General features: G+C 71.0%; 21 protein-coding genes. 10 read left to right on the top strand and 11 right to left on the bottom strand.

Annotated features, from left to right (window positions below):
* Window positions 1-57: 57 nt before the first annotated feature.
* Window positions 58-405: a hypothetical protein gene (locus GVN67_RS10735; RefSeq protein ID WP_159995660.1), complete on the top strand. Its 348-nt coding sequence runs from the start codon at window positions 58-60 to the stop codon at window positions 403-405.
* Here GVN67_RS10735 and GVN67_RS10730 read toward each other — a convergent pair.
* The 3 genes from GVN67_RS10730 to GVN67_RS10720 all read right to left on the bottom strand — a co-directional run bounded on the left by GVN67_RS10730 (window position 402) and on the right by GVN67_RS10720 (window position 6273).
* On the bottom strand, window positions 402-1706 hold the full coding sequence (locus GVN67_RS10730; protein ID WP_159995658.1) for an NAD(P)/FAD-dependent oxidoreductase: 1305 nt from the start codon (window positions 1704-1706) through the stop codon (window positions 402-404). The genes GVN67_RS10735 and GVN67_RS10730 overlap by 4 nt on opposite strands.
* A 186-nt stretch (window positions 1707-1892) precedes the next feature.
* Window positions 1893-5057 (bottom strand): efflux RND transporter permease subunit, encoded by a 3165-nt coding sequence (locus GVN67_RS10725; RefSeq protein WP_159995656.1) that lies wholly within the window; start codon window positions 5055-5057, stop codon window positions 1893-1895.
* A gap of 4 nt (window positions 5058-5061) precedes the next feature.
* Window positions 5062-6273, bottom strand: coding sequence for an efflux RND transporter periplasmic adaptor subunit (locus GVN67_RS10720; RefSeq protein ID WP_159995654.1), 1212 nt, complete (start codon window positions 6271-6273; stop codon window positions 5062-5064).
* Between the two features lie 99 nt (window positions 6274-6372).
* Here GVN67_RS10720 and GVN67_RS10715 point away from each other — a divergent pair, with 99 nt between their 5' ends.
* Genes GVN67_RS10715 through GVN67_RS10705 form a run of 3 tightly spaced genes read left to right on the top strand, consistent with a single transcriptional unit; the run spans window position 6373 to window position 8864 of the window.
* Entirely contained in the window at window positions 6373-7014 is a 642-nt protein-coding gene (locus GVN67_RS10715; RefSeq protein ID WP_159995652.1) for a TetR family transcriptional regulator, read from the top strand.
* A gap of 13 nt (window positions 7015-7027) precedes the next feature.
* Window positions 7028-7330 (top strand): hypothetical protein, encoded by a 303-nt coding sequence (locus GVN67_RS10710; protein ID WP_159995650.1) that lies wholly within the window; start codon window positions 7028-7030, stop codon window positions 7328-7330.
* A gap of 55 nt (window positions 7331-7385) precedes the next feature.
* Window positions 7386-8864: a TolC family outer membrane protein gene (locus GVN67_RS10705; protein ID WP_159995648.1), complete on the top strand. Its 1479-nt coding sequence runs from the start codon at window positions 7386-7388 to the stop codon at window positions 8862-8864.
* A gap of 47 nt (window positions 8865-8911) precedes the next feature.
* Here GVN67_RS10705 and GVN67_RS10700 read toward each other — a convergent pair whose 3' ends face one another.
* Complete coding sequence (locus tag GVN67_RS10700; RefSeq protein ID WP_159995646.1) at window positions 8912-10285, bottom strand: alpha/beta hydrolase-fold protein; 1374 nt, start codon at window positions 10283-10285, stop codon at window positions 8912-8914.
* Between the two features lie 93 nt (window positions 10286-10378).
* Entirely contained in the window at window positions 10379-11479 is a 1101-nt protein-coding gene (locus GVN67_RS10695) for an NAD(P)/FAD-dependent oxidoreductase (RefSeq protein WP_159995644.1), read from the bottom strand.
* A 172-nt stretch (window positions 11480-11651) separates the two neighbouring features.
* Here GVN67_RS10695 and GVN67_RS10690 point away from each other — a divergent pair, with 172 nt between their 5' ends.
* A complete protein-coding gene (locus GVN67_RS10690) occupies window positions 11652-13472 on the top strand; it encodes an ABC-F family ATP-binding cassette domain-containing protein (RefSeq protein WP_159995642.1) in 1821 nt (606 codons plus the stop codon).
* A 19-nt stretch (window positions 13473-13491) separates the two neighbouring features.
* Here the strand turns inward: GVN67_RS10690 and GVN67_RS10685 are convergent, their stop codons facing one another.
* Window positions 13492-15018, bottom strand: coding sequence for a sensor histidine kinase (locus GVN67_RS10685; RefSeq protein ID WP_159995640.1), 1527 nt, complete (start codon window positions 15016-15018; stop codon window positions 13492-13494).
* Window positions 15019-15417: 399 nt separating this feature from the next.
* Here GVN67_RS10685 and greB point away from each other — a divergent pair, with 399 nt between their 5' ends.
* Together greB and GVN67_RS10675 are read left to right on the top strand one after the other, a co-directional pair.
* Entirely contained in the window at window positions 15418-15957 is a 540-nt protein-coding gene (greB, locus tag GVN67_RS10680; RefSeq protein WP_159995638.1) for a transcription elongation factor GreB, read from the top strand.
* 127 nt (window positions 15958-16084) lie between these two features.
* Window positions 16085-16996 carry a DMT family transporter gene (locus GVN67_RS10675; protein ID WP_159995636.1) on the top strand — a complete coding sequence of 304 codons (912 nt, stop codon included), beginning with the start codon at window positions 16085-16087 and terminating at the stop codon, window positions 16994-16996.
* Between the two features lie 10 nt (window positions 16997-17006).
* On the opposite strand, the gene GVN67_RS10670 is transcribed toward GVN67_RS10675, so the two are convergent.
* The gene (locus GVN67_RS10670; protein ID WP_159995634.1) at window positions 17007-18284 is read right to left on the bottom strand and encodes a M20/M25/M40 family metallo-hydrolase; all 1278 of its coding nucleotides are present in this window, start codon (window positions 18282-18284) and stop codon (window positions 17007-17009) included.
* A 178-nt stretch (window positions 18285-18462) separates the two neighbouring features.
* On the opposite strand from GVN67_RS10670, the gene GVN67_RS10665 reads away from it, so the two are divergent.
* Window positions 18463-19188 carry a DUF6683 family protein gene (locus GVN67_RS10665; RefSeq protein WP_159995632.1) on the top strand — a complete coding sequence of 242 codons (726 nt, stop codon included), beginning with the start codon at window positions 18463-18465 and terminating at the stop codon, window positions 19186-19188.
* Between the two features lie 54 nt (window positions 19189-19242).
* Here the strand turns inward: GVN67_RS10665 and GVN67_RS10660 are convergent, their stop codons facing one another.
* From GVN67_RS10660 to GVN67_RS10645, 4 genes are all read right to left on the bottom strand, one after another.
* Window positions 19243-20073 carry an aspartate dehydrogenase gene (locus GVN67_RS10660; RefSeq protein WP_159995630.1) on the bottom strand — a complete coding sequence of 277 codons (831 nt, stop codon included), beginning with the start codon at window positions 20071-20073 and terminating at the stop codon, window positions 19243-19245.
* 374 nt (window positions 20074-20447) lie between these two features.
* Complete coding sequence (gene clpA, locus GVN67_RS10655) at window positions 20448-22820, bottom strand: ATP-dependent Clp protease ATP-binding subunit ClpA (RefSeq protein ID WP_159995629.1); 2373 nt, start codon at window positions 22818-22820, stop codon at window positions 20448-20450.
* Window positions 22821-22990: 170 nt separating this feature from the next.
* Window positions 22991-23401, bottom strand: coding sequence for an ATP-dependent Clp protease adapter ClpS (gene clpS / locus GVN67_RS10650; protein ID WP_235035230.1), 411 nt, complete (start codon window positions 23399-23401; stop codon window positions 22991-22993).
* A 463-nt stretch (window positions 23402-23864) separates the two neighbouring features.
* On the bottom strand, window positions 23865-24254 hold the full coding sequence (locus GVN67_RS10645; RefSeq protein WP_235035229.1) for a phasin family protein: 390 nt from the start codon (window positions 24252-24254) through the stop codon (window positions 23865-23867).
* Between GVN67_RS10645 and GVN67_RS29670 the strand changes: the two genes are divergently transcribed.
* Both GVN67_RS29670 and GVN67_RS10640 read left to right on the top strand, forming a co-directional pair.
* The gene (locus GVN67_RS29670; protein ID WP_200845220.1) at window positions 24232-24705 is read left to right on the top strand and encodes a hypothetical protein; all 474 of its coding nucleotides are present in this window, start codon (window positions 24232-24234) and stop codon (window positions 24703-24705) included. The two genes, GVN67_RS10645 and GVN67_RS29670, sit on opposite strands and share 23 nt — an antisense overlap.
* A 305-nt stretch (window positions 24706-25010) precedes the next feature.
* Window positions 25011-26167, top strand: a 1157-nt coding sequence (locus tag GVN67_RS10640) for a D-alanyl-D-alanine carboxypeptidase family protein (protein WP_159995627.1), incomplete at its 3' end; no start/stop codon positions are given.

Genomic DNA, 26167 nt, shown 5'->3' with positions numbered 1-26167 from the left:
GCGCTGGCCCGCTGCCCGGCAGGCTGGCGGGCCTCGCCGCCGGAGAACCGCCGCGCCATGCCCTACCCTTCCGTCGCCCTGCTGGTCCTGGCCGGCACGCTGCTGGGCAGCCCGGCGACGCTGCCGGCCGCCGCTGGCGATTGCCGCTTCGAGACGCTGTCGGCCGAGGACCAGCGCCGCTACCAGTCGCGCTACCGCCGCCGGCAGCGGGTCGATGGCCAGGCCGAGGCGCAGCGCTGGCTGCGCGAGCAGGCCTGCGCCACCCCGGCCGAGCGCGCTGCCCGCCGCGCCCCGCGCGGCCGCGATGGCCGCCCCTGCACCCGAACCCGGGTCGAGATGCGCGTCACCCCGGGCTTCGGCGGCGAGGCCATGTCGATGGCCCCGGTCACCGTCTGCGCCGATTAGTCGACCTTGACGCGGGGGGCATGGCCCTTGCGCAGCAGGTCGGCCAGCCAGAACATCAGCGAGCGCCAGAAGCCGTAGAGCCCGAGCTGGTGCCGGCGATAGAGCGACACATAGGTCCATTGCGCGAAGCGGCCCTGGATGAAGGTGCCGTCGCCCAGCAGCCCCAGGCGCCCCAGGCTGCCGAAGGCGTTGTAATGGCCCAGCGCCACCAGCGCGCCGCCATGCTTGTAGCGGAATTCCGGCAGCTTCTTGCCGTCCAGCATGGCCTCCAGCCCGCGCGCGAGCTGCTCCGCCTGCTGCTGCGCCACCTGGGCCGTGGCGGCCATCGGCACCTTCTCGCCCTCAGGCAACAGAAAGGAACAGTCGCCGAGGGCAAAGACATGGTCGTCGCGGGTGGTCTGCAGGGTCGGGCGCACCACCAGCTGGCGGCTGCGCACGCTCTCCAGCCCGTCGAGCTCGGCGAGGAAGGCCGGCGCCTGGATGCCGGCGGCCCAGACCTTCAGCGGCGCCGGGATGCTGCGGCCATCCTTCAGATGCATGGCCGCGGCATCCACCGCCACCACCTGGGCGCCGGTCAGCACCGTCACCCCCTGCTTGCGCAGCTCCTTCTGCGCGGCATCGGCCACCCGCTCCGGCAGGGCGCCCAGGATGCGCGGCGCCGTCTCGATCAGGGTCAGCCGCAGCCGGCGGCGGATGTCGCCGACGCCATAGCCGGCGGCGAAGTCCAGCGCCGTGTTGATCTCGGCCGAGAGCTCGACGCCGGTCGCCCCGGCGCCGACGATGGCGATGTCCAGCGTCGCCGCGTCGGGGCCCGAAAGGCAGCGCAGCACCTGGTTGCGCAGCGCCGCGTTGAACTCCTCCGCCTGGTCGCGGCTGTCGATGAAGGAGCAGTGCTCGCGCACGCCGGGGATGCCGAAGTCATTGGCCCGGCTGCCCACCGCGATGACCAGCGTGTCGTAGGACAGCGCGCGGGCGGGCAGCACCTCGGCGCCGTTCCGGTCGGCCAGGGCGCCGAGCTGGATCACCTTCCGCGTCCGGTCCAGCCCGCGCATCTCGCCGGGCCAGTAGCGGAAATGGTGGCGGCTGGCCTGGACCACGAAGCTGACCTGCTCCTGGCCGGAATCGAGGGTGCCGGCGGCCACCTCGTGCAGGCGGGGCTTCCAGATATGGCTGGCGTCGCGGTCGACCAGCAGGATCTCGGCGCGGCCCTGGCGGCCCAGGCGCCGGCCCAGCCGCGTCGCCAGGTGAACGCCGCCGGCGCCACCGCCGACGATGACGATCCGATGCGGGGTGGCGGCCATGGCGGGAACTCCTGACGCTGCCGCAGGCCGGGCCCGGGCAGGAAAAAGACGCAAAAAAACCCGGGGGAAGATTATTCCCCCGGGCTTGTTGGTGTCAGCCTTAGCAGCGCCGGCCGCCGGCCTCAATGCGCGGAAGCTGATGTTCCGCCTGGCGAAGCTTGCGCTGCCGGCTCGATGCCGGCCGCCTCAATGCGGCGCCGCCACCTTCTCCTCGGGCTTGGCGTGGTGGCCACGGTTGAAGCGGCGATGCGTCGCCTCGCGCATCCGCTGGAACACGACATAGAGCATCGGGATCATGAAGATGCCGATGGTCGACGCCGCGATCATGCCGGCGAAGACCGGGGTGGAGACCGCGCGCCGCGCCAGCATCGAGGCGCCGCTGGCCCAGACCAGCGGCACCAGGCCGAGGATGAAGGCGATCGAGGTCATCATCACCGCGCGGAAGCGCAGCTTCGCCCCCTGCGCCGCCGCCTCGACGATGCTGAGCCCGGCCTCGCGTTGTTCCTTCGCGAATTCGACGATCAGGATGCCGTTCTTCGCCGCCAGCGCGATCAGCACGATCAGGCCGATCTGGGCGTAGAGGTCCATCGGCATGCCGGCCACGAACAGTGCGCCGACCGCGCCGAGCACACCCACGGTGACCGAGAGCAGCACGGGAATGGGGATCACCCAGCTCTCGTACAGGCCGACCAGGAACAGGAAGGCGAAGAGCACGGCCAGCGCCAGGATGGCGCCGGTCTGGCCGGCCGCCCGCTGCTCCTGGAAGGAGGTGCCGGTCCATTCGAAGGTGTAGCCGTTGGGCAGGCTGTCATTCGACAGCCGCGACATCGCCGCCATGGCGTCGCCCGAGGAGACGCCGGGCTTGGGCGAGCCGCTGACCGTGATCGAGCGGTAGTTGTTGTAGCGGGTGATGAACTGCGGCCCGACGACGGTGCGCTCGGAGGCGATCGAGCGCAGCGGCACCATGACGCCGCGGCTGTTGCGGATCTCGATCTTCCACAGGCCGGTGATGTCGCGGCGGTCGGCCGCCTCGCCCTGGATCTGCACCTGCCAGGTGCGGCCATAGAGGTTGAAGTTGTTGACGAAGCTGCTGCCGAGCGTGGCCTGTAGCGTCGAGAAGACATCGGTCATCGACAGGCCCAGCGCCTGCGCCTTGTCGCGGTCGATGTCGAGATAGACCGAGGGCGAGCGGGCGCTGAAGGTCGAGAAGACCTGGGCCAGCGCCGGATCCTGGTTGGCCGCGCCGAGCAGCGCGCCGAGCACGCCGGCCATGTCGGTCGGGTTGGCGCCGGTCAGGCTCTCCAGCTGGTATTCGAAGCCGCCGCCGGTCGACAGGCCGATGATCGGCGGCAGGTTGATCGGGATGATCTGCGCCTCGCGGATCTGCTGGCTCTGGCCGAAGATGCTGCCGATCAGCGCCTGCACATTGTCGCCCGGGCCGGTGCGCTGGGCGAATTCCTTCAGCTGCACGAACATGGTGCCGGCCGAGGAGCTGTTGCCGCTGTCGAGCAGCGAGAAGCCGATGATCGAGACGGCGTCGCGCACCTGCGGCATCTGCTTCAGCCGCTGCTCCATCTGCGCCACCACCTCGCTGGTGCGGGCGACGGAGGCGCCGTCGGGCAGCTGGAAGGCGATGATGAAGGCGCCCTGGTCCTCGGAGGGCAGGAAGCCGGCCGGGATGCGGGTGGCGATGGTGAAGGCGCCGAAGCCGAAGGCGCCGACCAGCAGGATGGCGATGATGCCGAGCCGCAGCAGCCGCCGCACCAGGCTGGCATAGCCGTCGCGCACATTGTCGATGCGCCGCGACACCCAGGCCATGATGCCCTTCTTCGGCCCGCTATGGCGCAGGAAGACGGCGCAGAGCGCGGGCGAGAGGGTCAGCGCGTTGATCGCCGAGATCACCATCGCGGCGCTGATGGTCACCGCGAACTGGCGGAACAGCACGCCGGACAGGCCGGGGATGAAGCCGATCGGCACGAAGACCGACAGCAGCACCAGGGTGATCGCGATGATCGGCCCGGTGATCTGCGCCATCGCCTTCTTGGTGGCCTCCGCCGGGGTCAGGTCCGGCTCCTCCTCCATCACCCGCTCGACATTCTCCACCACCACGATGGCGTCGTCGACGACGATGCCGATCGCCAGCACCATGGCCAGCAGGGAGACGGTGTTGGCCGAGTAGCCCATCACCAGCAGCACCGCGAAGGTGCCGATCAGGCTGACCGGCACGGCGATGATCGGGATGAAGGTGGCGCGCAGGTTGCCGAGGAACAGGAACACCACCACGGCCACCAGCACGAAGGCCTCGACCAGGGTCTTGATGACCTCCTTGATGGTGTCGTTGACGAAGATGGTGGTGTCGAAGACCGGGCGGACCGTCATGCCCTCCGGCATGCGCGCGCGCACCCGGTTCAGCGTCGCCTCGATCGCCCCGGCGGTCTGCACCGCATTGGCGCCGGGGGCCAGGTAGATGCCGATGCCGACGCCGTCCTGGCCGTTCAGCCGGGTGCGGCTGTCCTGGTTCTGCGCGCCGATCTCGACGCGGGCGACGTCGCGCACGCGCAGCACCGAGCCGTCCGGATTGGCGCGCAGCACGATGTTGCCGAACTGCTCGGGGCTGGCCAGCCGGCCCTGGGTCTGCACGTTCAGCTGGGTCTGCTGGTTGTTCGGCACCGGCTCGGCGCCCAGGCGCCCGGCCGGGGCCTGCACGTTCTGCGCGCGGATGGCGGCGGCGACGTCGGAGGGCGTCAGGTTCAGGCTGACCAGGCGCTGCGTGTCGAACCAGATGCGCATCGCGTAGTTCTGCCGGCTGAACAGCGAGGCGGAACCGACGCCCGGCGTCCGCGACAGCTCGTCCAGCACGTTCAGCGTGGCGTAGTTGGTCAGGTACAGCGGGTCGTAGCCGCGCTCCGGCCGGTCGGCATAGAGGAACAGCACCTGCAGGATCGAGGAGGAGCGCTTCTCCACCCGGATGCCCTGGGCCTGCACCTCGGAGGGCATCAGCGCCATCGCCGCCTGGACGCGGTTGTTGACGTTGACGGTGTTGATGTCGGGGTTGGTGCCGAGCTCGAAGCTGACGATCAGCGAGTAGCTGCCGTCGGAGCCGCTGTTGCTCTTCAGGTAGATCGACTTGTCGACGCCGACGATCTGCGCCTCGAGCGGCTGGGCGACGGCGGCCTCGACCACCTCGGCGGAGGCGCCGGGATAGGTGGCGCTGACCTGCACCTGCGGCGGCACGATGTCGGGGAACTGCGACACCGGGATGCGCGTCATCGACAGGGCGCCGGCGATCGTCATGACGATCGCGATGACCACCGCCAGGCGCGGGCGGTTGACGAAGATGGCGGAGAACAAGGCCTCAGCCCCCCTGGGCGGGGCGGGCGGCGCCGTTGCCCGGGGCATTGCCCGGGGCGTTGCCCGGGGCATTGGCAGGCCCATTGGCGGGGGAGGGGTTCACCGGCTGGCCCGGGCGGACCCGCTGCAGCCCGTCGACCACCACGTTCTCGCCCTCGCGCAGCCCGTCCTCGATGACCGCGCGCTCCGGCGTCGACTGCCGGCCCATCCGCACGGTGCGGCGCTCCGCCTTGTTCTCGGCGGCGATGACATAGACGAAGTCGCCGCGGGCGTCGCTCAGCACCGCGGCGCGGGAGATGGTCAGCATCTGCACCGGCTCCACCGCCTCAACCACCACGTTGACGATCTGGTTGGCGGTCAGCTCGCGATAGCCGCCGGGCGCCTGCGGGTTGGGGATGGTGCCGCGCAGCAGCACGCTGTCGGTGTCGCGGCCGACATCGATGTCGACGAAGTTCAGCGTGCCGGTCTCGCCATAGCTGCGCCCGCCGGGCAGCCGCAGCCGCAGCTTCACCGCGTTCAGCCCGCCGCGCTCGGCATAGCGCGCCCGGACATCGACCAGGGTGCGCATCGGCACGGTGAAGCTGACATACATCGGGTCCTGGCTGACGATGGTCGCCAGCGCCCCGGAGGAGGGGGTGACCACATTGCCCTGGGTCAGCGCCGCGCGGCCGATGCGGCCGGTCACGGGCGCGCGGATCTCAGTGTAGTCCAGGTTGATCTGCGCCTGGCGGACCGAGGCCTGGGAGGAGAGCAGCTGCGCCTGGGCGCTGCGCTGCGCGGCCAGCGCCGTGTCGACGTTGGAGCGCTGGCCGGCCACCGTGTTCAGCAGCGCCTGGGCGCGGCTCAGGGTGATGTTCGCGTTCTGCAGCTGGGCATCGGCCTCGGCGGCCGAGGCGCGGGCGATCTGCAGCTGCGCCTCGAAGGGCCCGCGCTCCAGCCGGAACAGCAGGTCGCCCTGGCGGACCTCGGTGCCTTCCTCGAATTCGCGCTTCTCCAGGAAGGCGGTCAGGCGCGGCATCAGGTCGACGCGCTGCGGCGCGTCGATGCGGCCGATGAATTCGTTGGTCTCGGTCACCGGGGTGCGCGTCACGGGGGCCACGCCGACGGCGGGGGCCTGGCCGCCGGGCGCCTGGGCGAAGGACGCCGTGGCAAGCAGGGGCGCGGACAGCAGGAACAGGCCAAGTGCGGCCATCCCGCGGCGGTGCAGGAGCTGCATGGAACCTCCAGAGATGCGATCCGCGGCGCAGGCTGCGGCTTGTAAAGATACCTTCGCGTATGTATATAAAGCCGAGGATTACCTTGCCGCAAGGTGGAAATGGCGCGTCGCACCAAGCAGGAAGCCGATGAAACGCGCGAGGCGCTGCTCGACGCGGCCGAGCAGGTGTTCCTCGAGCGTGGTGTGGCACGGGCGTCGCTGGATGAAGTGGCGCGCGTCGCCGGTTGCACCAGGGGGGCGGTGCATTGGCATTTCCGTGACAAGCTCGGCCTGTTCCTGGCGCTGGACGAGCGGCTGCTGCTGCTGCAGGACGAGCTGAAGCGCCGGCTGCTGTGCAATGGCACGACCAATTCCCCGCTGCGCCACATGGCCGACGCCATCACCGGCGCCATGGTCGACCTGGAAGAAAACCCGCGCCGCCGCCGGTTGCTGACCATCATGCTGCAGCGCTGCGAGTATGTTGCCGAGATGGCGCCCGCCCTGCAACGGCGGCGCGAGGCCGACCAGCAGGTGCGCGCCAAGCTGCGCGAGCAGTTCCAGCGCGCCGCCGAGATGGGCGAGATGTCCGAGGCCTGGAGCCCGGAGCGCGCGGCGCTGTTTCTACACGCTCTGATAGGCGGCTTCCTCTACGAGTGGCTGCGCGGAGAAGCCGAATTCACCCTGTCGGGCGAGGTGAACAATGCGGTGCGGGGATTCCTGTCCTGCGCCGTCGCCAAGCCCGGCGCTGCCACTTTCTACTGAGGATCCATCCCGCATGCGTCTTTCGCCCCCGGCGCCGGCTGTGGCGCTTCGCTTCCTGACGGCCAGCCTGCCAGCTTGGGCGGGGCCGCGGCTGCTGCCGGTGGCGCTGCTGCTGCCGCTGCTGGCCGGCTGCGCCGGCGCCTCGCCCGCCGCCACCACCGATGCGGCGGCGCTGCCCTCGGGCGGCACGGTCGATGCCATCCGCGGCACGCCGGGCCTGGGCGAGCCGCTGCGGCCCGAGCCCGGCAATATCTGGGCGGATGGGCTGACGCCCTCGGCCACGGCGCCATCGCCGATGGGCTTGCCGGGCAGGTGACCCGCCTTGTCTCTCCGCTGCCCTACTCTCTCTCCTCGCTGAAAGACCGCGGTCGATGAACCCCTTGCCTCCCCGCCCGGCGTCGCTCCGTCAGGGGCTGCTGCGTCAGGCGCTGCTCGCCGCGACCGTGCTGGCGCCCGCCGCCCTGGCCCCCGCTTCCGGCTGGGCCCAGTCGCTGCAGGAAGCCCTCAGCCAGGCCTATGCCAACAACCCGACCCTGCAGACGGCGCGCGCGCAGCTGCGGGTGGTGGACGAGAACGTGCCGCAGGCGCTGTCCGGCTGGCGGCCGTCGGTCGTGGTCGCCGGCAATACCGGCTATGTCAGCGGCAACAGCCGCTCGCGGGGCATCTATGCCGATGCCGACCGGCAGACCGCCGGCGTCAACGCCACCGTCACCCAGCAGCTGTACAATGGCGGCCGCACGGTCGCCTCGACCCAGCGGGCCGAGAACCAGGTGCTGGCGCAGCGCGCGCGCCTGCTCTCGGCCGAGCAGCAGGTGCTGTCGGACACGGTGTCTTCCTATGTCGCGGTGATCCGCGACCAGGAGACGCTGCGGCTCAACGTCAACAATATCCAGGTGCTGCAGCGCCAGCTGGACGCCACCAACGAGCGTTTCCGCGTCGGCGAGATCACCCGCACCGACGTCGCCCAGGCGGAAAGCCGGCTGGCCGGCGCCCGGGCGTCCCGCGCCAGCGCCGAAGGCAACCTGCAGACCAGCCGCGCCACCTTCCGCCGCACGACGGGCCTGTCGCCGGAGCGGCTGACGGCGCCGCAGCCGCTGACCATGCCGGTGAAGGATGCACGCGAAGCGGCCGACCTGGCCATGCGCAACAACCCGGCGGTGGTCGCGGCGCTGTTCGATGAATCGGCGGCGCGCGACGCCATCGACGTGCAGATGTCGGCGCTGCTGCCGACGGTCAGCGTCCAGGCCCAGGCCTTCCGCAGCGACAATTCCACCTCGCCGCATGTGCGCGGCACCGGCCAGCAGATCACGGCGAACCTCTCGGTCCCGCTGTACCAGGGCGGCGCCGAGCATTCGGCCGTCCGCCAGGCGCGGCAGGATGCGCAGCGCTATCGTCAGGTGGTCGACGACAACCGCCGCCAGGTGATGCAGCAGGCGACCCAGGCCTGGGAGACGCTGCAATCCGCCCGCGCCCAGGTCGACAGCGTCCGCGCGCAGATCCGCGCCGCCGAGATCGCGCTGGACGGCGTGCAGCGCGAGGCGGTGGTCGGCAGCCGCACCACGCTTGACGTGCTGAACGCCGAGCAGGAGCTGCTGAACGCCCGCGTCAGCCTGGTGCAGGCCTTGGCCAACGTCGTGACCGCCAGCTACAACCTGGCCGGCTCGGTCGGCCGGCTGACGGCCCGCGACCTGGCGCTGCCGGTGGCCCAGTACGATATGGAAGCCTATTACCGGACGGTGCGGACGCGCTGGTTCGGCACCGGCGACCTGAATACCCAGGTGCCGGCCGGCGACAGCCTGGTGGGCGACAGCCTGGTGGGCGAAAGCCTGCCGCCCGCTGGCCGGCCCTGATCCAACCAGCCTGATCCGGAACGGGGCGCCGCGCGGCGCCCCGTTCCTCACGCTGCCTTGGGCAGCGGCAGCGGCTTCAGCGTCAGCTTGAACAGCCGCATCGACCAGGGCGTGCGCAGCGCCCCCGCCCCGGCATCGAACATCGAGTAGAAGCAGGGCCGCTGCAGCAGCAGCAGCGCCTCGCCGTCGCGGAAGGGCACGTCGACGCCCAGCGGCTGGGCGGGGTCCTCGGCGCGGGCCAGCAGCCGCGGCCGGGCGCCGGGCTCGGCGGCATAGGCGCTGATGGCGCCACTGCCGGCGCTGGCCGCAGGCGGCACCGCGAAGCGCAGCCGCAGCCGCAGCTTGCCGATCTCGGCGGCCTCCCCGGCCAGCGGCGCCGCCGGCCGGATCCGCAGCAGCGCCAGCGGCCCGGCCTGGACCGAGGCGCCGATGGCCCGCGCCTCCGGGCTGGACAATGTCGCCTCCCAGCCATCGCCGGCGGGCAGCGGCACGGCAGCGCCCGGATCGGCGAGGAAGGCCTGGGCGGCGTCGCGCGTCGGCGGCGCCAGCCCGTCGCGCAGCTGCCCGAGCAGCGCCAGGCTGCGCGGCGCCGGCGTGGTCGGCGCCTGCCGGGCATAGTGCAGGAAGCGGTCGGCCGCCTCGAGCTCGCCGGCATAGAGCGCGCGGCGTGCCGCCAGCAGGGCGAAGGCCTGGCAATGGCTGAAGGCCAGGTAGGCGCCGGCCGCGGCGGCGACCGCGGTCATCGGCGCGCCCTGCAGCAGCCGGTCCATGACCCGGGCGAAGCGCCCTGCCTGCTTCAGATAGACACCCAGTTCATGCGACCCGTCGGCGCAGAAGAAAACCTGCGGCCAGCCGGCGTCGAAGAAGGCGCGGGCATTGACCACGTCCCAGACGTCGCGGTCGCCGAACAGGCAGAGCAGCCGCGCCGGGTCGCCGGTGAGCTCCGCCCGTGGCCGCGGCGCCGGGTGGCCGTCGTCGAACCACTGGGGATAGCGGATGATGCCGCGGCCGAAGGGGGCGCTGTCGGTGGTGAAGGAGGGGGAGAGGGCCAGCACCCGCGCCTCGGGCAGGGTGGCGGCCAGCAGCAGCGCGCCATAGCCGCCCATGCTGACGCCGAGGATGGTGACCTGGCGGTAGCCGCCGGCGGCGACCAGCCCGCGCAGCGCGGCGACCAGCGCGTCCCAGCCCTCCTCGGCATTGTACCAGCTCTGCTTCTGGTCGCGCAGGAAGACCCGGTCCAGGCCGGGCCGCGCCATCAGCGAATTGCGGTAGTCGAAGACCGTGATCGGCGCCCCGGCGGCATGCAGCCCGGTGGCGGCGATGACCAGCTGGCCCTCGGCCTCGCCCTCGGCCGGGACGAAGTCCAGCTCATAGCCGCCGAAGCTCTGCAGCCCGGGCTGCAAGCCGCCGCGCGCACCCATCAAACCTTGCGATCCCGTCATCTCCCCGCCTGTACAGCGCGAACCAGGGCGTTTCGCAAGCGCCCCCGGCTGCAACTCGGCGTGGGGCAGGGGTCAGGCGGCCAGGTCGCGCACCATGCCGGCCAGGGCGAGCGAGGCGGTCAGCCCCGGGCTCTCGATGCCGAACAGGTTGATCAGCCCGGCGCGGCCATGCACCGCCGGCCCCTGGATGACGAAATCCTGCCCCGGCTGGCCGGGCCCCACGGTCTTCGGCCGGATGCCGGAATAGCCCGGCTGCAGCGCGCCTTCCGGCAGGCCGGGCCAGTAGCGGCGGATGGCGGCGTAGAAGCCGTCGCCGCGGCGCGGATCGACCTCGTAGGCGACGCTGTCGATCCATTCGACATCGGGGCCGAAGCGGCATTGCCCGCCGAGGTCGATGGTCAGGTGGGTGCCGAGCCCGCCGGGCACCGGCACCGGATAGATCAGCCGCGAGAAAGGCGAGCGCCCGGCCAGGGTGAAATAGTTGCCCTTGGCGAAGAAGGTCGGCGGCACGTGCGCGGCCGGCATGCCCTGCAGCTGGCCGGCCAGGCGCTGCGCATGCAGCCCGGCGGCATTGACCAGCAGCCGGCAGCGCAGCGACATCGGCTCGGCGCCGCCGATCTCGAGCTCGGCGCCCTCGTCGATCAGCCGGCCGCCGAGGACCGGGCTGTGGAAGACGAAGGTGGCGCCGGCATTCTCGGCATCGCCCTGCAGCGACAGCATATAGGCATGGCTGTCGATGATGCCGGTCGATGGCGACAGCAGCGCGGCGGTGCAGTTCAGCGCCGGCTCCATGTCCAGCGCCTCGGCGGCCTCGACCAGCCGCAGGTCGGGCACGCCATTGGCGGCGGCCCGCGCCTGGATCGAGGCCAGCTTGCCGCGCTCCTCGGCGTCGGTCGCCACGATCAGCTTGCCGCAATTGGCGTGCGGCACGCCGCGCTCGGCGCAATAGGCGTAGAGGCGCTGCTTGCCCTCGACGCAGGCGCGCGCCATCAGGCTGTCCTTCGGGTAGTAGATGCCGGCATGGATCACCTCGCTGTTGCGCGAGGAGGTCTCGGTGCCGATGCCCTCGGCGGCCTCCAGCACCAGCACCTCGCGCCCGGCCAGCGCCAGGTCGCGGGCCACGGCCAGGCCGACGACGCCAGCGCCGACGACGATGCAGTCCACCTCTTCCACCCGGGCGCTCCTTCTGGATCTTGATCTGGGCGCAGTCTTGCCCGCGAAGGGTGGCGCTGACCATGGCGCAGGCGGCGAAAAATGCCGCTTTGCGCCGGATTGCCGCGCGGTTTTCACGCGCGGCCATGCCGCTTCCGCTTGACGCAGCGGGCCGCGGGCGCCACGGAGCCGCATGGCCGCTCCCCCCCTTCTGCTGCTCCAGGACACCCGCCTCGGCTTCGGCACCACGCCGCTGCTGTCCGGCGCCACGCTGTCGGTCGCGCCCGGCGAGCGGGTGGCGCTGATCGGCCGCAACGGCTCTGGCAAGTCGACCCTGCTGAAGATCGCGGCCGGGCTGGTGCAGCCCGACAGCGGCAGCCGCTTCGTCCAGCCCGGCGCCACCTGGCGCTACCTGGAGCAGGAGCCCGACCTGTCATCCTACGCCACTGTCATGGCCTATGTGATGGCCGGGCTGGGCGAGGGCGACGACGAATACCGCGCGCATTACCTGCTGGAGCAGCTCGGCCTGACCGGCGAGGAGCTGCCGAAGAACCTGTCCGGCGGCGAGGCGCGGCGGGCGGCGCTGGCCCGCGCTCTGGCCCCCAGCCCCGACATCCTGCTGCTGGACGAGCCGACCAACCACCTGGACCTGCCCGCCATCGAATGGCTGGAGCAGGAGATCGCCTCGATGCGCTCGGCGCTGGTCCTGATCAGCCATGACCGGCGCTTCCTCGAGACGATGACGCGGGAGATGGTCTGGCTCGACCGCGGCGTCACCCGGCGTCTCGCCCGCGGCTTTGCCCATTTCGAGACCTGGCGCGACGAGGTGCTCGATCAGGAGGAGAAGGAGGCGCACAAGCTCGACCGGCAGATCGCGCGGGAAGAGGACTGGATGCGCTACGGCGTCACCGCCCGGCGCAAGCGCAATGTCCGCCGCGTCGCCGAGCTGGCGGGCCTGCGCCAGCAGCGCCGCGACCGCCGCGCCGCCCAGGGCGGGGTGCGCATGGCGGCGGCCGAGGGCGAGGGCTCCGGCAGCCAGGTGGTCTCGGCCGAGGCCATCTCGAAATTCTACGGCGACCGCGCCGTGGTGCAGGATTTCTCGACGCGCATCCTGCGCGGCGACCGGGTCGGCATCGTCGGGCCGAACGGGGCGGGCAAGACCACGCTGCTGTCGATGCTGACCGGCGTGCTGGCGCCCGATGCCGGCGAGATCCGGCTCGGCACCAACCTGCAGATGGTGACGCTGGACCAGCGGCGCGAGGCGCTGGACCCCTCGGCGACCGTCTCGGCGACGCTGACCGGGCAGCGCGGCGACCAGGTCTGGGTCAATGGCCAGCCGCGCCACGTCATCGGCTACATGAAGGATTTTCTTTTCCTTCCCGAGCAGGCGCGGACGCCGGTCTCGGCGCTGTCGGGCGGCGAGCGCGGGCGGCTGCTGCTGGCGCGTGCCTTCGCCACCGCCTCCAACCTGCTGGTGCTCGACGAGCCGACCAACGACCTCGACCTCGAGACGCTGGACCTGCTGCAGGAGCAGATCGCCGAGTATGGCGGCACGGTCATCGTGGTCAGCCATGACCGCGACTTCCTCGACCGGGTGACCACCAATGTCATCGCCTGGGAAGGCGAGGGGCGCTGGCAGGATTATGCCGGCGGCTATTCCGACATGGTGTCGCAGCGCGGCCATGGCGTGCGGGCGCGCGCCGACGCCGCGCCGGCGCCGGCCGCGAAGCCTTCCGAGGCGAAGACCGTCGTCGCCGCATCGACGGCGACGACCCGGAAAAAAATGTCGTTCAAGGATCAGCATGAGCTGGAGACGCTGCCTGCCAGGATGCGCAAGCTGGAAGCCGAAGCCGGAAAACTGAAGGAAATCCTGGCGGATGCCGGGCTCTACAGCCGCGACAAGGCGCGCTTCGACAAGGCCAACGAGCTGCTGGCCAAGGCCGAGACGGGCCTCGCCGAGGCGGAGGAGCGCTGGCTGGAGCTGGAGATGCAGCGGGAAGAAATGGGGGGCTGAGGCGGCCCCCCGTCCTCGATCAGGCGGCGCGGACCGTCAGGCAGTGGCGCGGCTCCAGGCTGCGGAAGCGCACCTCGCAATAGAGCCCGTCGGTGTCGAAGTTCAGCCGCACCTGGGTGCCGGGGCCGAGGTCATAGGCCAGGCCCCGCTCCAGGAAGCGCATGCCGAAGCCCTGGCGCAGCGGCCGGCCGGCGAGCCGCGGCCCGCCATATTCGCGCCAGGCCAGCCGCAGCGCGCCATCCGGCAGGCAGTCCCAGCGCAGCGAGACATGGCCCTCGCCGCCCAGCGCGCCGTGATGGGTGGCGTTGCTGGCCAGCTCCGACAGGGCGATGACCAGGGCCTGGGCCTGGCCGGGGCGCAGCAGCGGCCCCTCCGGCCCCTCGACCCGCAGCCGGCCGCCGCCCTGCCAGGGGCCGAGCGCCGCCTGCACCACCGCCGACAGCGTCGCCTGCGACCAGCCGACCGCCGCCAGCAACTCATGCGAGCGCGACAGCGCGCCGAGGCGGGCGGAAAAGTCCGCGGCGAAGCGCTGCGGGTCCAGCGCGGCGCCGCGCAGCGTCTGGGCGGCCAGGGACTGCACGGTCGCCAGCGTGTTCTTCACCCGGTGGTTCAGCTCGCCCACCAGCTCGTCGCGCCAGGCCTCCATGGTGGCGCGCTCGGTCACGTCCATGATGATCAGGCAGAGATGCGGCGCGCCCTCGGCCAGGTCCGGCGCCTGGTCGGGCGGCGTCTCCAGCAGCTCGATCGCCAGGTGGTAGTGGCGGTCGGCGCCGTCGGGGCCGGCGGCGGTCACCGCCTGGCCCGGCAGGCCGCCGCCGCGCACCAGCACGGCGCGCAGCTCGGCGCCGATGGCGGCATGCAGCCAGGGCAGCGCCTGGGCCAGGCTCTGGCCGGGCAGGGCGGCCTCGCTGGCGCCGGCCAGCTGGGCGAAGCGGGCATTGCCGGCGGCGATGGTCAGCCCGGCATCGAGCAGCGCCATGCCGAGCGGCGCCGCCTCCGCCAAAGCGCGGATTTGGGCGCGGGCCTGGGCGGCGTTGCCGGCCTGGGCGCGGGCCTCGCGCCGGGCCTGGCGCAGCGCCAGGACCAGCAGCCCGGCGCCAGCCGCGGCGCTGGCCAGCGCGCCGAGCAGCCCGTTGCGCTGCCGCGCCAGGTCCTGCTGGCGCAGGATGGCGATGCGGCGCATCAGCGCGTCTTCCAGCGCATGGGCGGCGACATGCAGGGCGCGGTGGGCGGCCTCGCTCTCGCCGGCGGCGAGGCCGGCGGCCAGGCGCAGCCGCAGCAGCGCCTGCGGCGCCGCGAGCTCCGGATAATCGGCCGCCAGGCGGTCGAGCACGGCCAGCGCCGGGGCGAGGGCGGCGGCATCGGCGCGCAGCGGATGGCCGGAGAGCTTGGCCTCGGCCTTCAGCCCGTCCTCGAGGGCGCGGACTTCCTGGATGGTGGCCTCGCTGCCCGCCAGGCGATAGGCGAGCAGCGCGAAGGTGGCGGTGAGCAGGGCCAGGGCCAGCCAGGCCAGCGGCCAGCCGGCAAGCCAGGCACGGCGCGGCATCCGTCCGGTCCGGGCGGATCCGGAGGCAGGGCTTGCCGGGGCGAATGGACGCGGCAAGAGCCCGGTGGCGGCAGGCTGCACGGGCGCCTTCCTTCGGTTTTTCTGGTTATGTGCTGGTCGTTTCCCGCATGCCGCCGCCCAATCGCGTCCCTGGTCGCCTGTGGCGGGACGGGCCGGCGGCGCGGGAGCGGTTCCGCGGTCTTCCGGCCCGCATCCTCGGCCAGGGGCGCGGCGGGGTGCGGCATGGGTGAATTGAAGCGTGGATTTGCGCGGGATGGGAGAGTTTTTTTAACTTTTAAGCGATTCGTTACCGAAATATTGGCACAGAAAAACCGCGACGCCAGCGCTGAATGAACCGGTTCCGCAAGCTTGGGCGTGAGTTTTACGGGGGATGCAATCTTGGCTGCTGCTGACGACGACGATGATGGCGACGACGCGCCGCCGGGGCTGCCGGCCGGCACGCCCTTCTACATGACGCCCGCCGGCCATGCCGCGCTGCAGGAGGAGCTGACCCGGCTGTGGAGCCAGGACCGACCGAAGGTGGTGGAGATCGTCTCCTGGGCGGCGAGCCTCGGCGATCGCAGCGAGAATGCCGACTACCAGTATGGCAAGCGGCGGCTGCGCGAGATCGACCGCCGGGTGCGCTTCCTGCGCAAGCGGCTGGAGCGGGTTCAGGTGGTCGACCCCGCCGCGCAGCCGCGGCGGGACCAGGTGTTCTTCGGCGCGACCGTGACCTATGCGCGGGAGGATGACAGCGAGGTCACCATCACCATCGTCGGCGTCGACGAGACCGACCTGGATCGCGGCCATATCAGCTGGGTGTCGCCGATGGCCCGCGCCCTGCTGAAGGCCCGCGTCGGCGACCTGCTGCGGGTGCGCACCCCGGGCGGGCTGGAGGAGATCGAGGTGGTGTCGATCCGCTACCCGGTGGCGGGCTGACCGGCCGGCTTCACAGAAGCGGGGGTGGCGGGAATCGCCGCGAAATTCGCCACCCTGCTCTTGCTTCCTTCATTTCAGCGGCGTCATGCTGGCGGCGTTCAGAAGCGTCCCCGGAAGCCCGCGCAGAATGTCGCAGAATATCCTCCGCCCGCCCGCGGTGACCACGCGGCGTGGCTGGCGTGACCTGTCGCCCGTGCTGCGGGGCATGATCTGGATGGGGCTGTCGGGCCTGCTGTTCAGCCTGCTCAACGCGATCATGAGCGGCATGACGCGGGAGATGCATTCCTTCCAGGCCCAGTTCCTGCGCTATTTCTTCGGCTTCCTGGTGATGGTGCCGCTGCTGTGGCGCGGCGGCCTGGCCAGCTTCGCGCCGCACGGGCTGTCGGGGCAGCTGTGGCGCGGCGTGGTGCATACCGCGGGGCTGCTGATGTGGTTTCTCGCGCTGCCGCATATCCCGCTGGCCGATGTCACCGCGCTGGGCTTCACCGGGCCGATCTTCATCATGGTCGGCGCCGTGGTCTTCCTGAAGGAGAAGGTGGTGCTGGGGCGCTGGATCGCGGCCGGGCTCGGCCTGGTCGGCGTCGCCATCGTGCTGGGGCCGAAGCTGTCTGGCGGTGGCGGCATCTGGACCCTGGTGATGCTGGGCTCCTCGCCGCTCTTCGCCGCCTCCTTTCTGATCACCAAGGCGCTGACCCGGCGCGACCGGCCGGAGGTGATCGTCATGTGGCAGGCGATCACCATCTCGCTGTTCACGCTGCCCTTCGCTTTGGCCTTCTGGTCCTGGCCGACGCCGACCCAGCTGGCCTGGTTCGCCGTCGCCGGGCTGCTCGGCTCGGGCGGGCATTGGGCGCTGACCGAGGCCTTCCGGCTGGCCGATGTCTCGGCGACGCAGCCGGTGAAGTTCCTCGACCTCGCCTGGGCGGCGATGCTGGGCTTCCTGATGTTCGGCGACATCCCCGGCTGGACCACCTTCGCCGGGGCCGCCGTCATCTTCGCCTCGGCCACCTGGATGGCGCGGCAGGAAGTCCGCCGCGCCTGAGGGGCACCAGCTAGTTGCTGGACACCCCAGCGAGAACCAGGATGGACGCCAGCGCCGTCGACATGCCCTTCACGCTCTGGGTCTTCTCGACGTCGATCCACTCTTCCAGCGAATGCTCGCGGCCGCCGGCGCAGCCGGTGCCCAGCGTCACCGCCGGGATGCCCAAGCTGATCGGGATGTTGCTGTCGGTGGAGGAGGCGGTGGCCTCCAGCGTGTAGCCCTGGGCCTGGATGACCGCCGCGGCGACGCGGGCGATGCGGGAGTCCTTCGCCGTCACGCCGGCCGGGCGGTCGCCGATCTGCTTCACCTCGACGCGGATTTCGCCGCGCGCGGTGTCCCGCGCCGCGTTCTCGTCCGCCGCGGCCTGGGGCAGGGTGGCCAGGAAGCGGGCCTCCAGCGTCGCCAGCACCTCGGCGGAGGCGGAGCGCAGGTCGACCTCCATCCACATCTCCTCCGGGATGGCATTGATCGACGTGCCGCCGCCGATCTTGCCGATGGAGAAGGTGGTCTTGGGCGAGGCGGGGACGCGGATGCGGCCGAGGTCGTCCATGGCGCGGGCCAAGGCGAAGGCCGGGTTGACCAGGCCGAAGGCGCCGAAGGAATGGCCGCCCGGGCCGCGGAAGGTGATGCGGTAGCGCTTGGAGCCGACGGCGGCATGCACCAGGCGCGCCGGGTTCAGCCCGTCCAGCGCGACGAAGCCGGCCACCTTCTCGCGCCAGCGGTTGGCACGGAAGAAATGCTTCACGCCGCGCAGGTCGCCGGCCCCTTCCTCGCCCACCGAGGCCAGGAACAGGATGCCGGCGCGGGTGCGGATGGCGGCCTTGTCCAGGGCGCGGGACAGCGCCAGCAGCAGGGCCAGGCCGCGGGTGTCGTCGCCGACGCCGGGGGCGCGCAGGATGTCGCCCTCGCGCTTCACCGTGACGTCGGTGCCGGCCGGGAAGACGGTGTCCAGATGCGAGCAGAGCACGATGACGCCGGCCTCGGGGTCGGTGCCGGGGCGGTAGGCGGTGACATTGCCTTCCTCGTCGGTCTCGACCTGCTCGACGCCGTGCTGGCGCAGCAACTCGGCATAGGCGGCCGCGCGGACGGCCTCGCCGAAGGGGGGCGAGGGGATCTGGCACAGGGTGATCAGCTGGGCCACGAAATTGTCGTGGTCGGCCTCGATGGCGGCGGCGGCGCGCTGGAAGGCGGGGCTGTCCAGCATGGCGCGGGCCTCGGCCGCGGTGTCGCCCCCTTCGGTCGCGGAGAGCAGGGCGCGGAGCGCGGGATCGGTGGCGGGGACGGACATGGCATACCTCAGGGCAGTAGGAGGGGGGGCAGCGAAAGGGCCGGGACGTTCCCCCTGGCGCCGGGCGGGGTCAAGGGGCGGATGACCGCCGAAACGTGATGCGGCTGGCGCAGTCGCGATTGTTCCGCTCGCGCGCCGGCCGATAGGTTTCGCAGCGCTGGAGAGGGCTTGGACGCCGATGAAGACACGCTTGAAGGCCGCGGTGGTGGTGCTGGCCCTGGCCGGGGCGGGGCCGGCCGCCGCGCAGGATTCCTTCGCCTGGAGCACGATCATCCCCTCGGTGACGGGCACCGATGTCCTGGGCTCGCATCTGCGGCAGCGGATGGACCAGCAGCGGATGGAGCAGCAGCGCGGGGGGCAAAGGGCCGCCGTGCCGGTCGCCGCGGCGGTGCGCTACCAGGTCTCGAAGCCGCGGCGGGCGGCCAATCTGTCGGGCTTCGTGGCGCGGGTGGCGCAGGTGGATCCGGCGGGGGCGCAGCAGCTGCGGGATTTGTTCGCCCAGGGCGACCTGATCGAGCGGATGCAGGGGGTGCTGGGGCCGAAGGGCTTCCGGGTCGATGACCTGGCCGATGTCTATGCGGTGTGGTGGATCACGCTGTGGCAGGCTTCGCGCGGGCGGCTGTCGGAGGATACCAGCCGCGCAACCAACGAGGCGGTGCGGCAGCAGGCGCGGCGGGCGATGGCGGCGACGCCGGTGCTGGTCAATGCCGCGGATGCGCAGAAGCAGGAGCTGGCCGAGACCTTGCTGCTGCAGGCGATGCTGATGGAGGCGGCGGGCGAGCAGTCGCAGGGCAATGCCGTGCAGAGGCAGGCCGTGGTCGCCGCCGCGCTGCAGAATGCCCGCGCGATGGGCCTGGACCTGTCCAGCATGGTGCTCAGCGAGGCCGGCTTCGTGCCCGGCTGAGAGTCAGAAAAAAGATGGGGCCCCGGGGGAATTCCTTCCCCCGGCCTTTTTCCCTTATGTGCCCACCCTGAGCGGCGCCGCCAGCTTCCTGAGCGCCGCGATCACCGACAGCGCCGTGATCTTGCCGGTCTTCGGATTTTCCGAGGGCACGTTCTCGATGGTCATGGTGAAGCGGGCCGAATCCGCTTCGACGGTGATGGAATGGGTGTTGAGGGTCAGCGCCGGATCCGCCCAGATTTCCAGCTGCGTCTGGTCCGGTCCGATGCCGGCCAGCGACAGGGCGACGGCGACGTTGAGATTGGCCGGGAAGCCGACGGCCGCCTGGCGCGCGGTGCCTTCGAAGACGCGCAGCGGCGCGGCGATGGTGGCGATGTCGATGCCGTGCTCGGCCAGGTAGGGCGCGCCGAGCAGCCCTTTCACCGGCTTGCGGGTGACCATGCGGACCGAATGGATCTGGCCCTCGGCGGCGGCGGCCACCGCGTCGAGGCCGAGCAGCGCGCCGGTGGGCACGATGATCTGGGCATGGTGCTGGCGGGCGAGGTCGATCAGCTGCGGCTCGGTCAGCAGGGCGCCGGCGGAGAGGACCATCAGCTTCTTGCCCTGCCGCAGCACCGGCGTGGCGATGCGGGCCAGCAGGGCCGCGGGGGCGCATTCGACCACCAGGTCGGCCTGCGGCTCGAGGTCGCCGAGGTCGAGCACGGGCACGGGGTAGCGCAGCCCCTGCAGCCGGCGGGCGGCGGCGGGGCGGTCGCGGGCGGCGACGGCCACCAGCTCGCAGCCCGGGATGCCGGCATCCAGCGCCTGGGCGACGCGCAGCCCGACCGCGCCGAGCCCGGCGATGGCGACGCGCAGCGGCCGGGGGCGCGGCTGGGTGATGGCGTTCATGGGACGGCTTCCTCTCTGCGGCGGAGCAGAGCCCGCGGCGGGCGGCCTGTCCAGGGGTCGGATCGCCTGTCCTGACAGGAGGCCGGGCTGCATCCCGGACGGCCGGCCTGGGGGGACCCAGGCCGGCCGTCGGGACGGCGATCCGGCAGGGATGCCGGCCGCGGAGCGCGCGCCGCCAATTGGGGGGACGGCCTCGCCATGGCGGCAAGGTAATGGTCCCGCCCTGGCTTGCCAAGCCACCGGAAGGATGGGGCGGTGCGGGGGCGATCACGTCTCGTTCACGCAACGGCGACGGGCATGAAAAACCCCGGGGCCTTGCGGTCCCGGGGCGGGTCGTTCCGATGCGTCAGCCGGCGCGGATCAGCAGGCGGGGATCAGCCGGCGGCTTCCGGGGCGTGGTGGCTTTCGCCATCGCCATCCGAGCCGCCATCCTCGGGCTTGGGCAAGGCGGGCAGCGGGGCCTCGATGAACTCGAAGGTCAGGGCATCGTCCTTCATGCCGACCTTCACCGCGCCACCCTTGGCCAGCTTGCCGAAGAGCAGCTCCTCGGCCAGCGGCTTCTTGATGTATTCCTGGATGACGCGGGCCAGGGGACGGGCGCCGTAGAGGCGGTCGTAGCCCCGCTCCGCCAGCCATTCCTTGGCCGCCGAGGACAGCTCGATCGTGACGTTGCGGTCGGCGAGCTGCGCCTCCAGCTGCATCACGAACTTCTCGACGACGTTGCCGACGATTTCCTGGGTCAGGTTGCCGAAGGGGACGACGGCATCCAGGCGGTTGCGGAATTCCGGCGTGAACAGCCGCTTCACCGCATCCTCATCCTCGCCCTGGCGCACCTCGCGGCCGAAGCCGATGCCGTTCTTGGCCATGTCGGAGGCCCCGGCATTGGTGGTCATGATCAGGATGACGTTGCGGAAGTCGACGATCTTGCCGTTGTGGTCGGTCAGCTTCCCGTGGTCCATGACCTGCAGCAGGATGTTGTAGAGGTCCTGGTGGGCCTTCTCGATCTCATCCAGCAGCAGCACGGCATGGGGGTGCTGGTCGACGCTGTCGGTCAGCAGGCCGCCCTGGTCGAAGCCGACATAGCCCGGCGGCGCGCCGATCAGCCGGCTGATCGAGTGCCGCTCCATGTATTCCGACATGTCGAAGCGGATCAGCTCGATGCCCAGCGTTTTTGCGAGTTGCTTGGCAACTTCAGTCTTACCCACACCAGTGGGGCCACTGAAAAGATAATTGCCGATCGGCTTCTCGATGTCGCGCAGGCCGGCGCGGGACAGCTTGATCGCGGCCGACAGCGCCTCGATCGCCTGGTTCTGGCCGAAGACCATGGCCTTCAGGTCGCGTTCCAGGTTGCGCAGCGTCTCCTTGTCGTCGGAGGAGACCGACTTGGGGGGAATGCGCGCGATCTTGGCGACGATATCCTCGACATCCTTCAGGGTGACGGTCTTCTTCCGCTTCCCCTCGGGCTGCAGCATGCGGGAGGCGCCGACCTCGTCGATGACGTCGATCGCCTTGTCCGGCAGCTTGCGGTCGTGGATGTACTTGGCCGAGAGCTCGACGGCGGCGCGGATCGCCTCCGGCGTGTACTTGACCTTGTGGTGCTTCTCGTAATTGGTCTTCAAGCCGGTCAGGATCTTGACCGCATCCTCGATTGTCGGCTCGTTGACGTCGATCTTCTGGAAGCGCCGGACGAGGGCCCGGTCCTTCTCGAAATAGGTGCGGTATTCCTTGTAGGTGGTCGAGCCCACGCAGCGCAGCGTGCCCTGGGCGAGGGCCGGCTTCAGCAGGTTCGAGGCGTCCATCGCGCCGCCCGAGGTGGCGCCGGCACCAATCACCGTGTGGATCTCGTCGATGAACAGGATCGAGCCGGGCTGCTGCTCGAGCTCGTTGACCACGGCCTTCAACCGCTCCTCGAAGTCGCCGCGGTAGCGGGTGCCGGCCAGCAGGCTGCCCATGTCGAGGGCGAAGATGGTCGACTTGGCCAGCACCTCGGGCACGTCGCCCTCGATGATGCGCTTGGCCAGGCCCTCGGCGATGGCGGTCTTGCCGACGCCGGGGTCGCCCACGTAGAGCGGGTTGTTCTTGGTGCGGCGGCAGAGGATCTGGATGGTCCGCTCGATCTCGCTGTCGCGGCCGATCAGCGGGTCGATCTTGCCGGCCTGCGCCTTCTTGTTCAGGTTCACGCAGTAGTTGGACAGCGCGTCCTGGCCACGGCGGGCACCCTGCGGCTTCTCCTCCTTCTCGCCCGGCTCCTCGGAGCCCGGGGCCGCGGCCGAGGGCGGATTGCCCTGGACCGGGCGGCTGGTCGAGCGGCCGGGCGCCTTGGCGATGCCGTGGCTGATGAAGTTCACCGCATCCAGCCGGGTCATGTCCTGCAGCTGCAGGAAGTAGACGGCGTGGCTTTCCCGCTCGCTGAACAGGGCGACGAGCACATTGGCGCCCGTCACCTCGTCACGGCCAGAGGATTGCACATGGATCGCCGCGCGCTGCACGACGCGCTGGAAGCCCGCGGTCGGCTTCGGGTCGCCGGAGCGCTCCGTCACCAGCCCGGCGAGGTCCTTGTCGAGGAACTCGGCCAGGTCGCGCTTCAGCTTGTCCTGATCGACGCCGCAGGCACGCAGCACGGTGGCAGCGTCGGTGTCGTCGACCAGGGCGAGGAGCAGGTGCTCCAGCGTGGCGTATTCATGGCGGCGCTCATTGGCGAGCGCCAGCGCGCGGTGGAGCGTCTGCTCGAGATTGCGGGACAGCATGAATGTGACGCTCCCCTTCGAGGGCGATGCCGGAGAGCCCGGAGGGAGCCGGCACCGCGTAGAGACAGGACCTTGCGGCCCAGGATAGTCTTATATGTGGTCCGCCAAACCGATACGGCGAGGGCCAGTCTAAGTTTCAGCAGGTTACACAGAGATGAGCAGGCGCCGCATCATTCCTTTTCAATGGTGCACTGGAGCGGATGCTGATTCTGCCGCGCCAGGTCCATCACCTGGGTGACCTTGGTCTCCGCCACCTCATAAGTATAGACGCCACAGACGCCAACGCCACGGCGATGGACATGCAGCATGATCCGCGTCGCCTCCTCCCGGTTCTTCTGGAAGAAGCGCTCGAGCACGTGCACGACGAATTCCATCGGCGTGTAGTCGTCGTTCAGCATCAGCACTTTGTACATGGCGGGCTTGCGCGTGCGGGTACGCGTCTTGACCACCACGCCGGTGTTGCTGCCGTCCTGGCCGCCATCGCCGCCGCCGACATCGCCGGGATTCTGCGGCGTCGTCGGCTCGTCGCCGGCGGCCCGGAAGCTGTCCAGCAGGGCAGGGCCCGACGGCGCGATGGCCATCGGGGCGGGAATCGTCAGGGGGTGCCGTCGCTGTTCCGTCATGACGCTGCCGCTGGCCTGCCGGTTGTCTGCTGCACCAAATCCATCTTCCCATCTAGGCAGCGGCCTGCGGCCTTGCCAACCCGCAAGGGCGGCGACAGCCGCGGGTTTGCTGCGATGGGGCAGGATATCGGACTGCCGGGGCGAAGGTGAAGGGCCGAGCGCCTCATGGCCTGTGGAAAAGCCGCCGGAAACCGCTGCCGGCGCCGCATTCCAGCCCCCCTGCCGCGGCAGGCGCCGGGGGCTTGACCCTTGGCCGCCCGGACCCATGGCGCCAGCGGGGGCTCGAAGCCAGGGCCGGGCCCGATCCCGCGGCACAGCACAAAAAAAGGCCGGCCCCGGGGATGCCGGGGCCGGCCAGACTCGTCGCGCGTCGCGCGGTCAGATCCCGGGGCTGGCGCCCCGACGGATCAGACCATACGGATCAGACCAGGTTGGTCGGGCGCGAGAACTTCTCGACGGCCAGCGTCATGCGGGCGGCGATCGGGGCGGAGGACTGCTCGGCCAGCTTGAAGGCGGCCTCGTTCAGCTTGGTCGCCTCGGCGATCGACTTCTCCAGCTGCAGCTTGGCGAAGCCGGTCTGCAGTTCGGCGGCTTCCTTCAGGCTCTTCACCGAGGACAGCGCCTTGGCATTGGCCACGGCCTGCTCGTTCAGGCCCTGCATCACGGCGAAGGCCTGCTTGCTCAGGTCCTGCAGGCCGGTGATGTAGGTCTGGGTGGCCTTGGTCAGCGCCTCCAGATTGCCGCGGCCGAACTCGACGGCCTCCTCGGTCGCCTTGTAGAAGCCTTCGGTGCCGCGCGTGATCTGGTCCATGCTCTTCTCCATAGCCGTGCGGGTCTGTGCCGCACTGGTTGCGATCGTCCTGGTCGCCAATCCGGCCGCGGGGGCGGCCGTCGGAAGCGGGCCCGGCGGAATGTCGTCGGTCGCTGCGGCCGGGGCAGTGTCCGGCCGGGGCGCGGCCAGCACGGCCGCCACCCCCTGGCTGATCACCTCGGCCACGGCGCTCGCCTCGGCGGCGACGGTTTCCGCCACCGCGGTGCTGGCCGCGGCCAATGCAGGGGCGGGAAGCTTCGGCTCGGCCGCGCGAACGGCAGGCTTCAGCTTCTCGGTCCCGGGCTTGATCATCTTTGGCGCATTCGCCATGCAGCTCTTCCTCCTGTCCGGGCCGACCGGCCCGGCCGGGTTCATCCGGGGACGGGCAGGGCGGCACAGCTCGGGCTTCGCTTCACAAGGCCGGACCGGAGCTGCGCGGTGCCAGACCTGACGCTTCACTGTGGTGCAGTGCAGCATAGAGACGGTATGGCAATGAAGGCGGCGGATGTCCAGCCCTTTTTTGCGTTGCAGCATGAACCTTTCGGGCCGTGGTTCCGCTCACGCCCGGGGCTGCCGCCGCGCCGCAGCCGCTTGCGCATCGCGTCGGGCGGGCAGATGCCACCCCGGTTAAACGACGCAGCTTAAGTCGTTGGCGAAGGTCGCGGTTCCTGTTTGGTTCCCGATGACAGCGCCGCGAAAATTCTCCTATCATCCGCCATCTCGCTGGGGGGCGAGGCTGCTGCTTTGGGGGATGGGATGCAACTTGCGCGTGTGGTTCGTCGGCTGGGGATCCTGGCCGCATCGACGGTACTCCTTGCTTTGCCAGGGGTGGCCCAGGCGCAGATCGGCAGCGAGCGCTATGCCTCCGTCGTGCTGGACGGCCAGACCGGCCAGGTGCTGTTCGGCAGCAATGCCGACGCGCCGCGCCACCCGGCCTCGCTGACCAAGATGATGACCCTTTATATGGTGTTCGACGCGCTGCGCAGCGGCCGGCTGAGCCTCGATCAGCGCATCGAGATGACGCCCACCGCCGCCGCCCGCCCGCCCTCCAAGCTGGGCCTGCCGCCCGGCCGCACCATCAGCGTCGAGAACGGCATCTACGCCCTCGTCACCAAATCGGCCAACGACGTCGCCTCGCTGTTCGGCGAGACGCTGGGCGGCGGCGACGAGCAGCGATTCGCCCAGCTGATGACGCTGCGCGCCCGCGCCCTCGGCATGACCGGCACCACCTTCCGCAACGCCTCCGGCCTGCCCGACATCGAGCAGATCACCACGGCGCACGACATGGCCACCCTCGGCCGCCGCCTGCAGCACGACTTCCCCGAGCGCTACCACTATTTCGGCACCCGCACCCACCAGATGGGCAATATCAGCCTGCGCAACCACAACCGCATGCTGGGCGAGTACGAAGGCGTCGACGGCATCAAGACGGGCTATATCAACGCCTCCGGCTTCAACATCGTCACCTCCGCCCGGCGCGAGAACACCCGCCTGGTGGTCGCCGTCTTCGGCGGCAATTCCTGGGTCGAGCGCGACCGCCATGCCGGCGCCCTGCTCGACCGCGGCTTCTCCCAGATGGGCGTGGGCCCGGGCACCCCGGGGCTGATGGCCAATGCCGGCGCCGCCGCCAGCGTCGCCGCCACGGGCAGCCTGGCCGCCGCCGCCATCCGCCGCGTCCGTGGCCCGGCGCTGATCGCCCGCGCCGCCGCGGCCGAGCCGCCGGCCAGCCGCCGCGTGGCGCTCGCCTCCGTCACCCCGGTCAAGCCGCGCCCCGGCACCCGCGCCGCCGTCGCCGCCGCAGCCCCCGGCCGCCGCACCGTGGTCGAGCAGGGCGATGGCGGCAGCCGCGTCCGCGCCGCCGCCGCCGCCCGCCCGGCCGCGACCCGCGTCGCCACCCCGGTGCGCGCCGCCGC

This window comes from Roseomonas sp. 18066, assembly GCF_902706185.1.
Lineage (GTDB): Bacteria > Pseudomonadota > Alphaproteobacteria > Acetobacterales > Acetobacteraceae > Pseudoroseomonas.
Note: the sequence above shows the minus strand (reverse complement) of the source record. Positions and strands in the feature narration are given on the sequence as shown.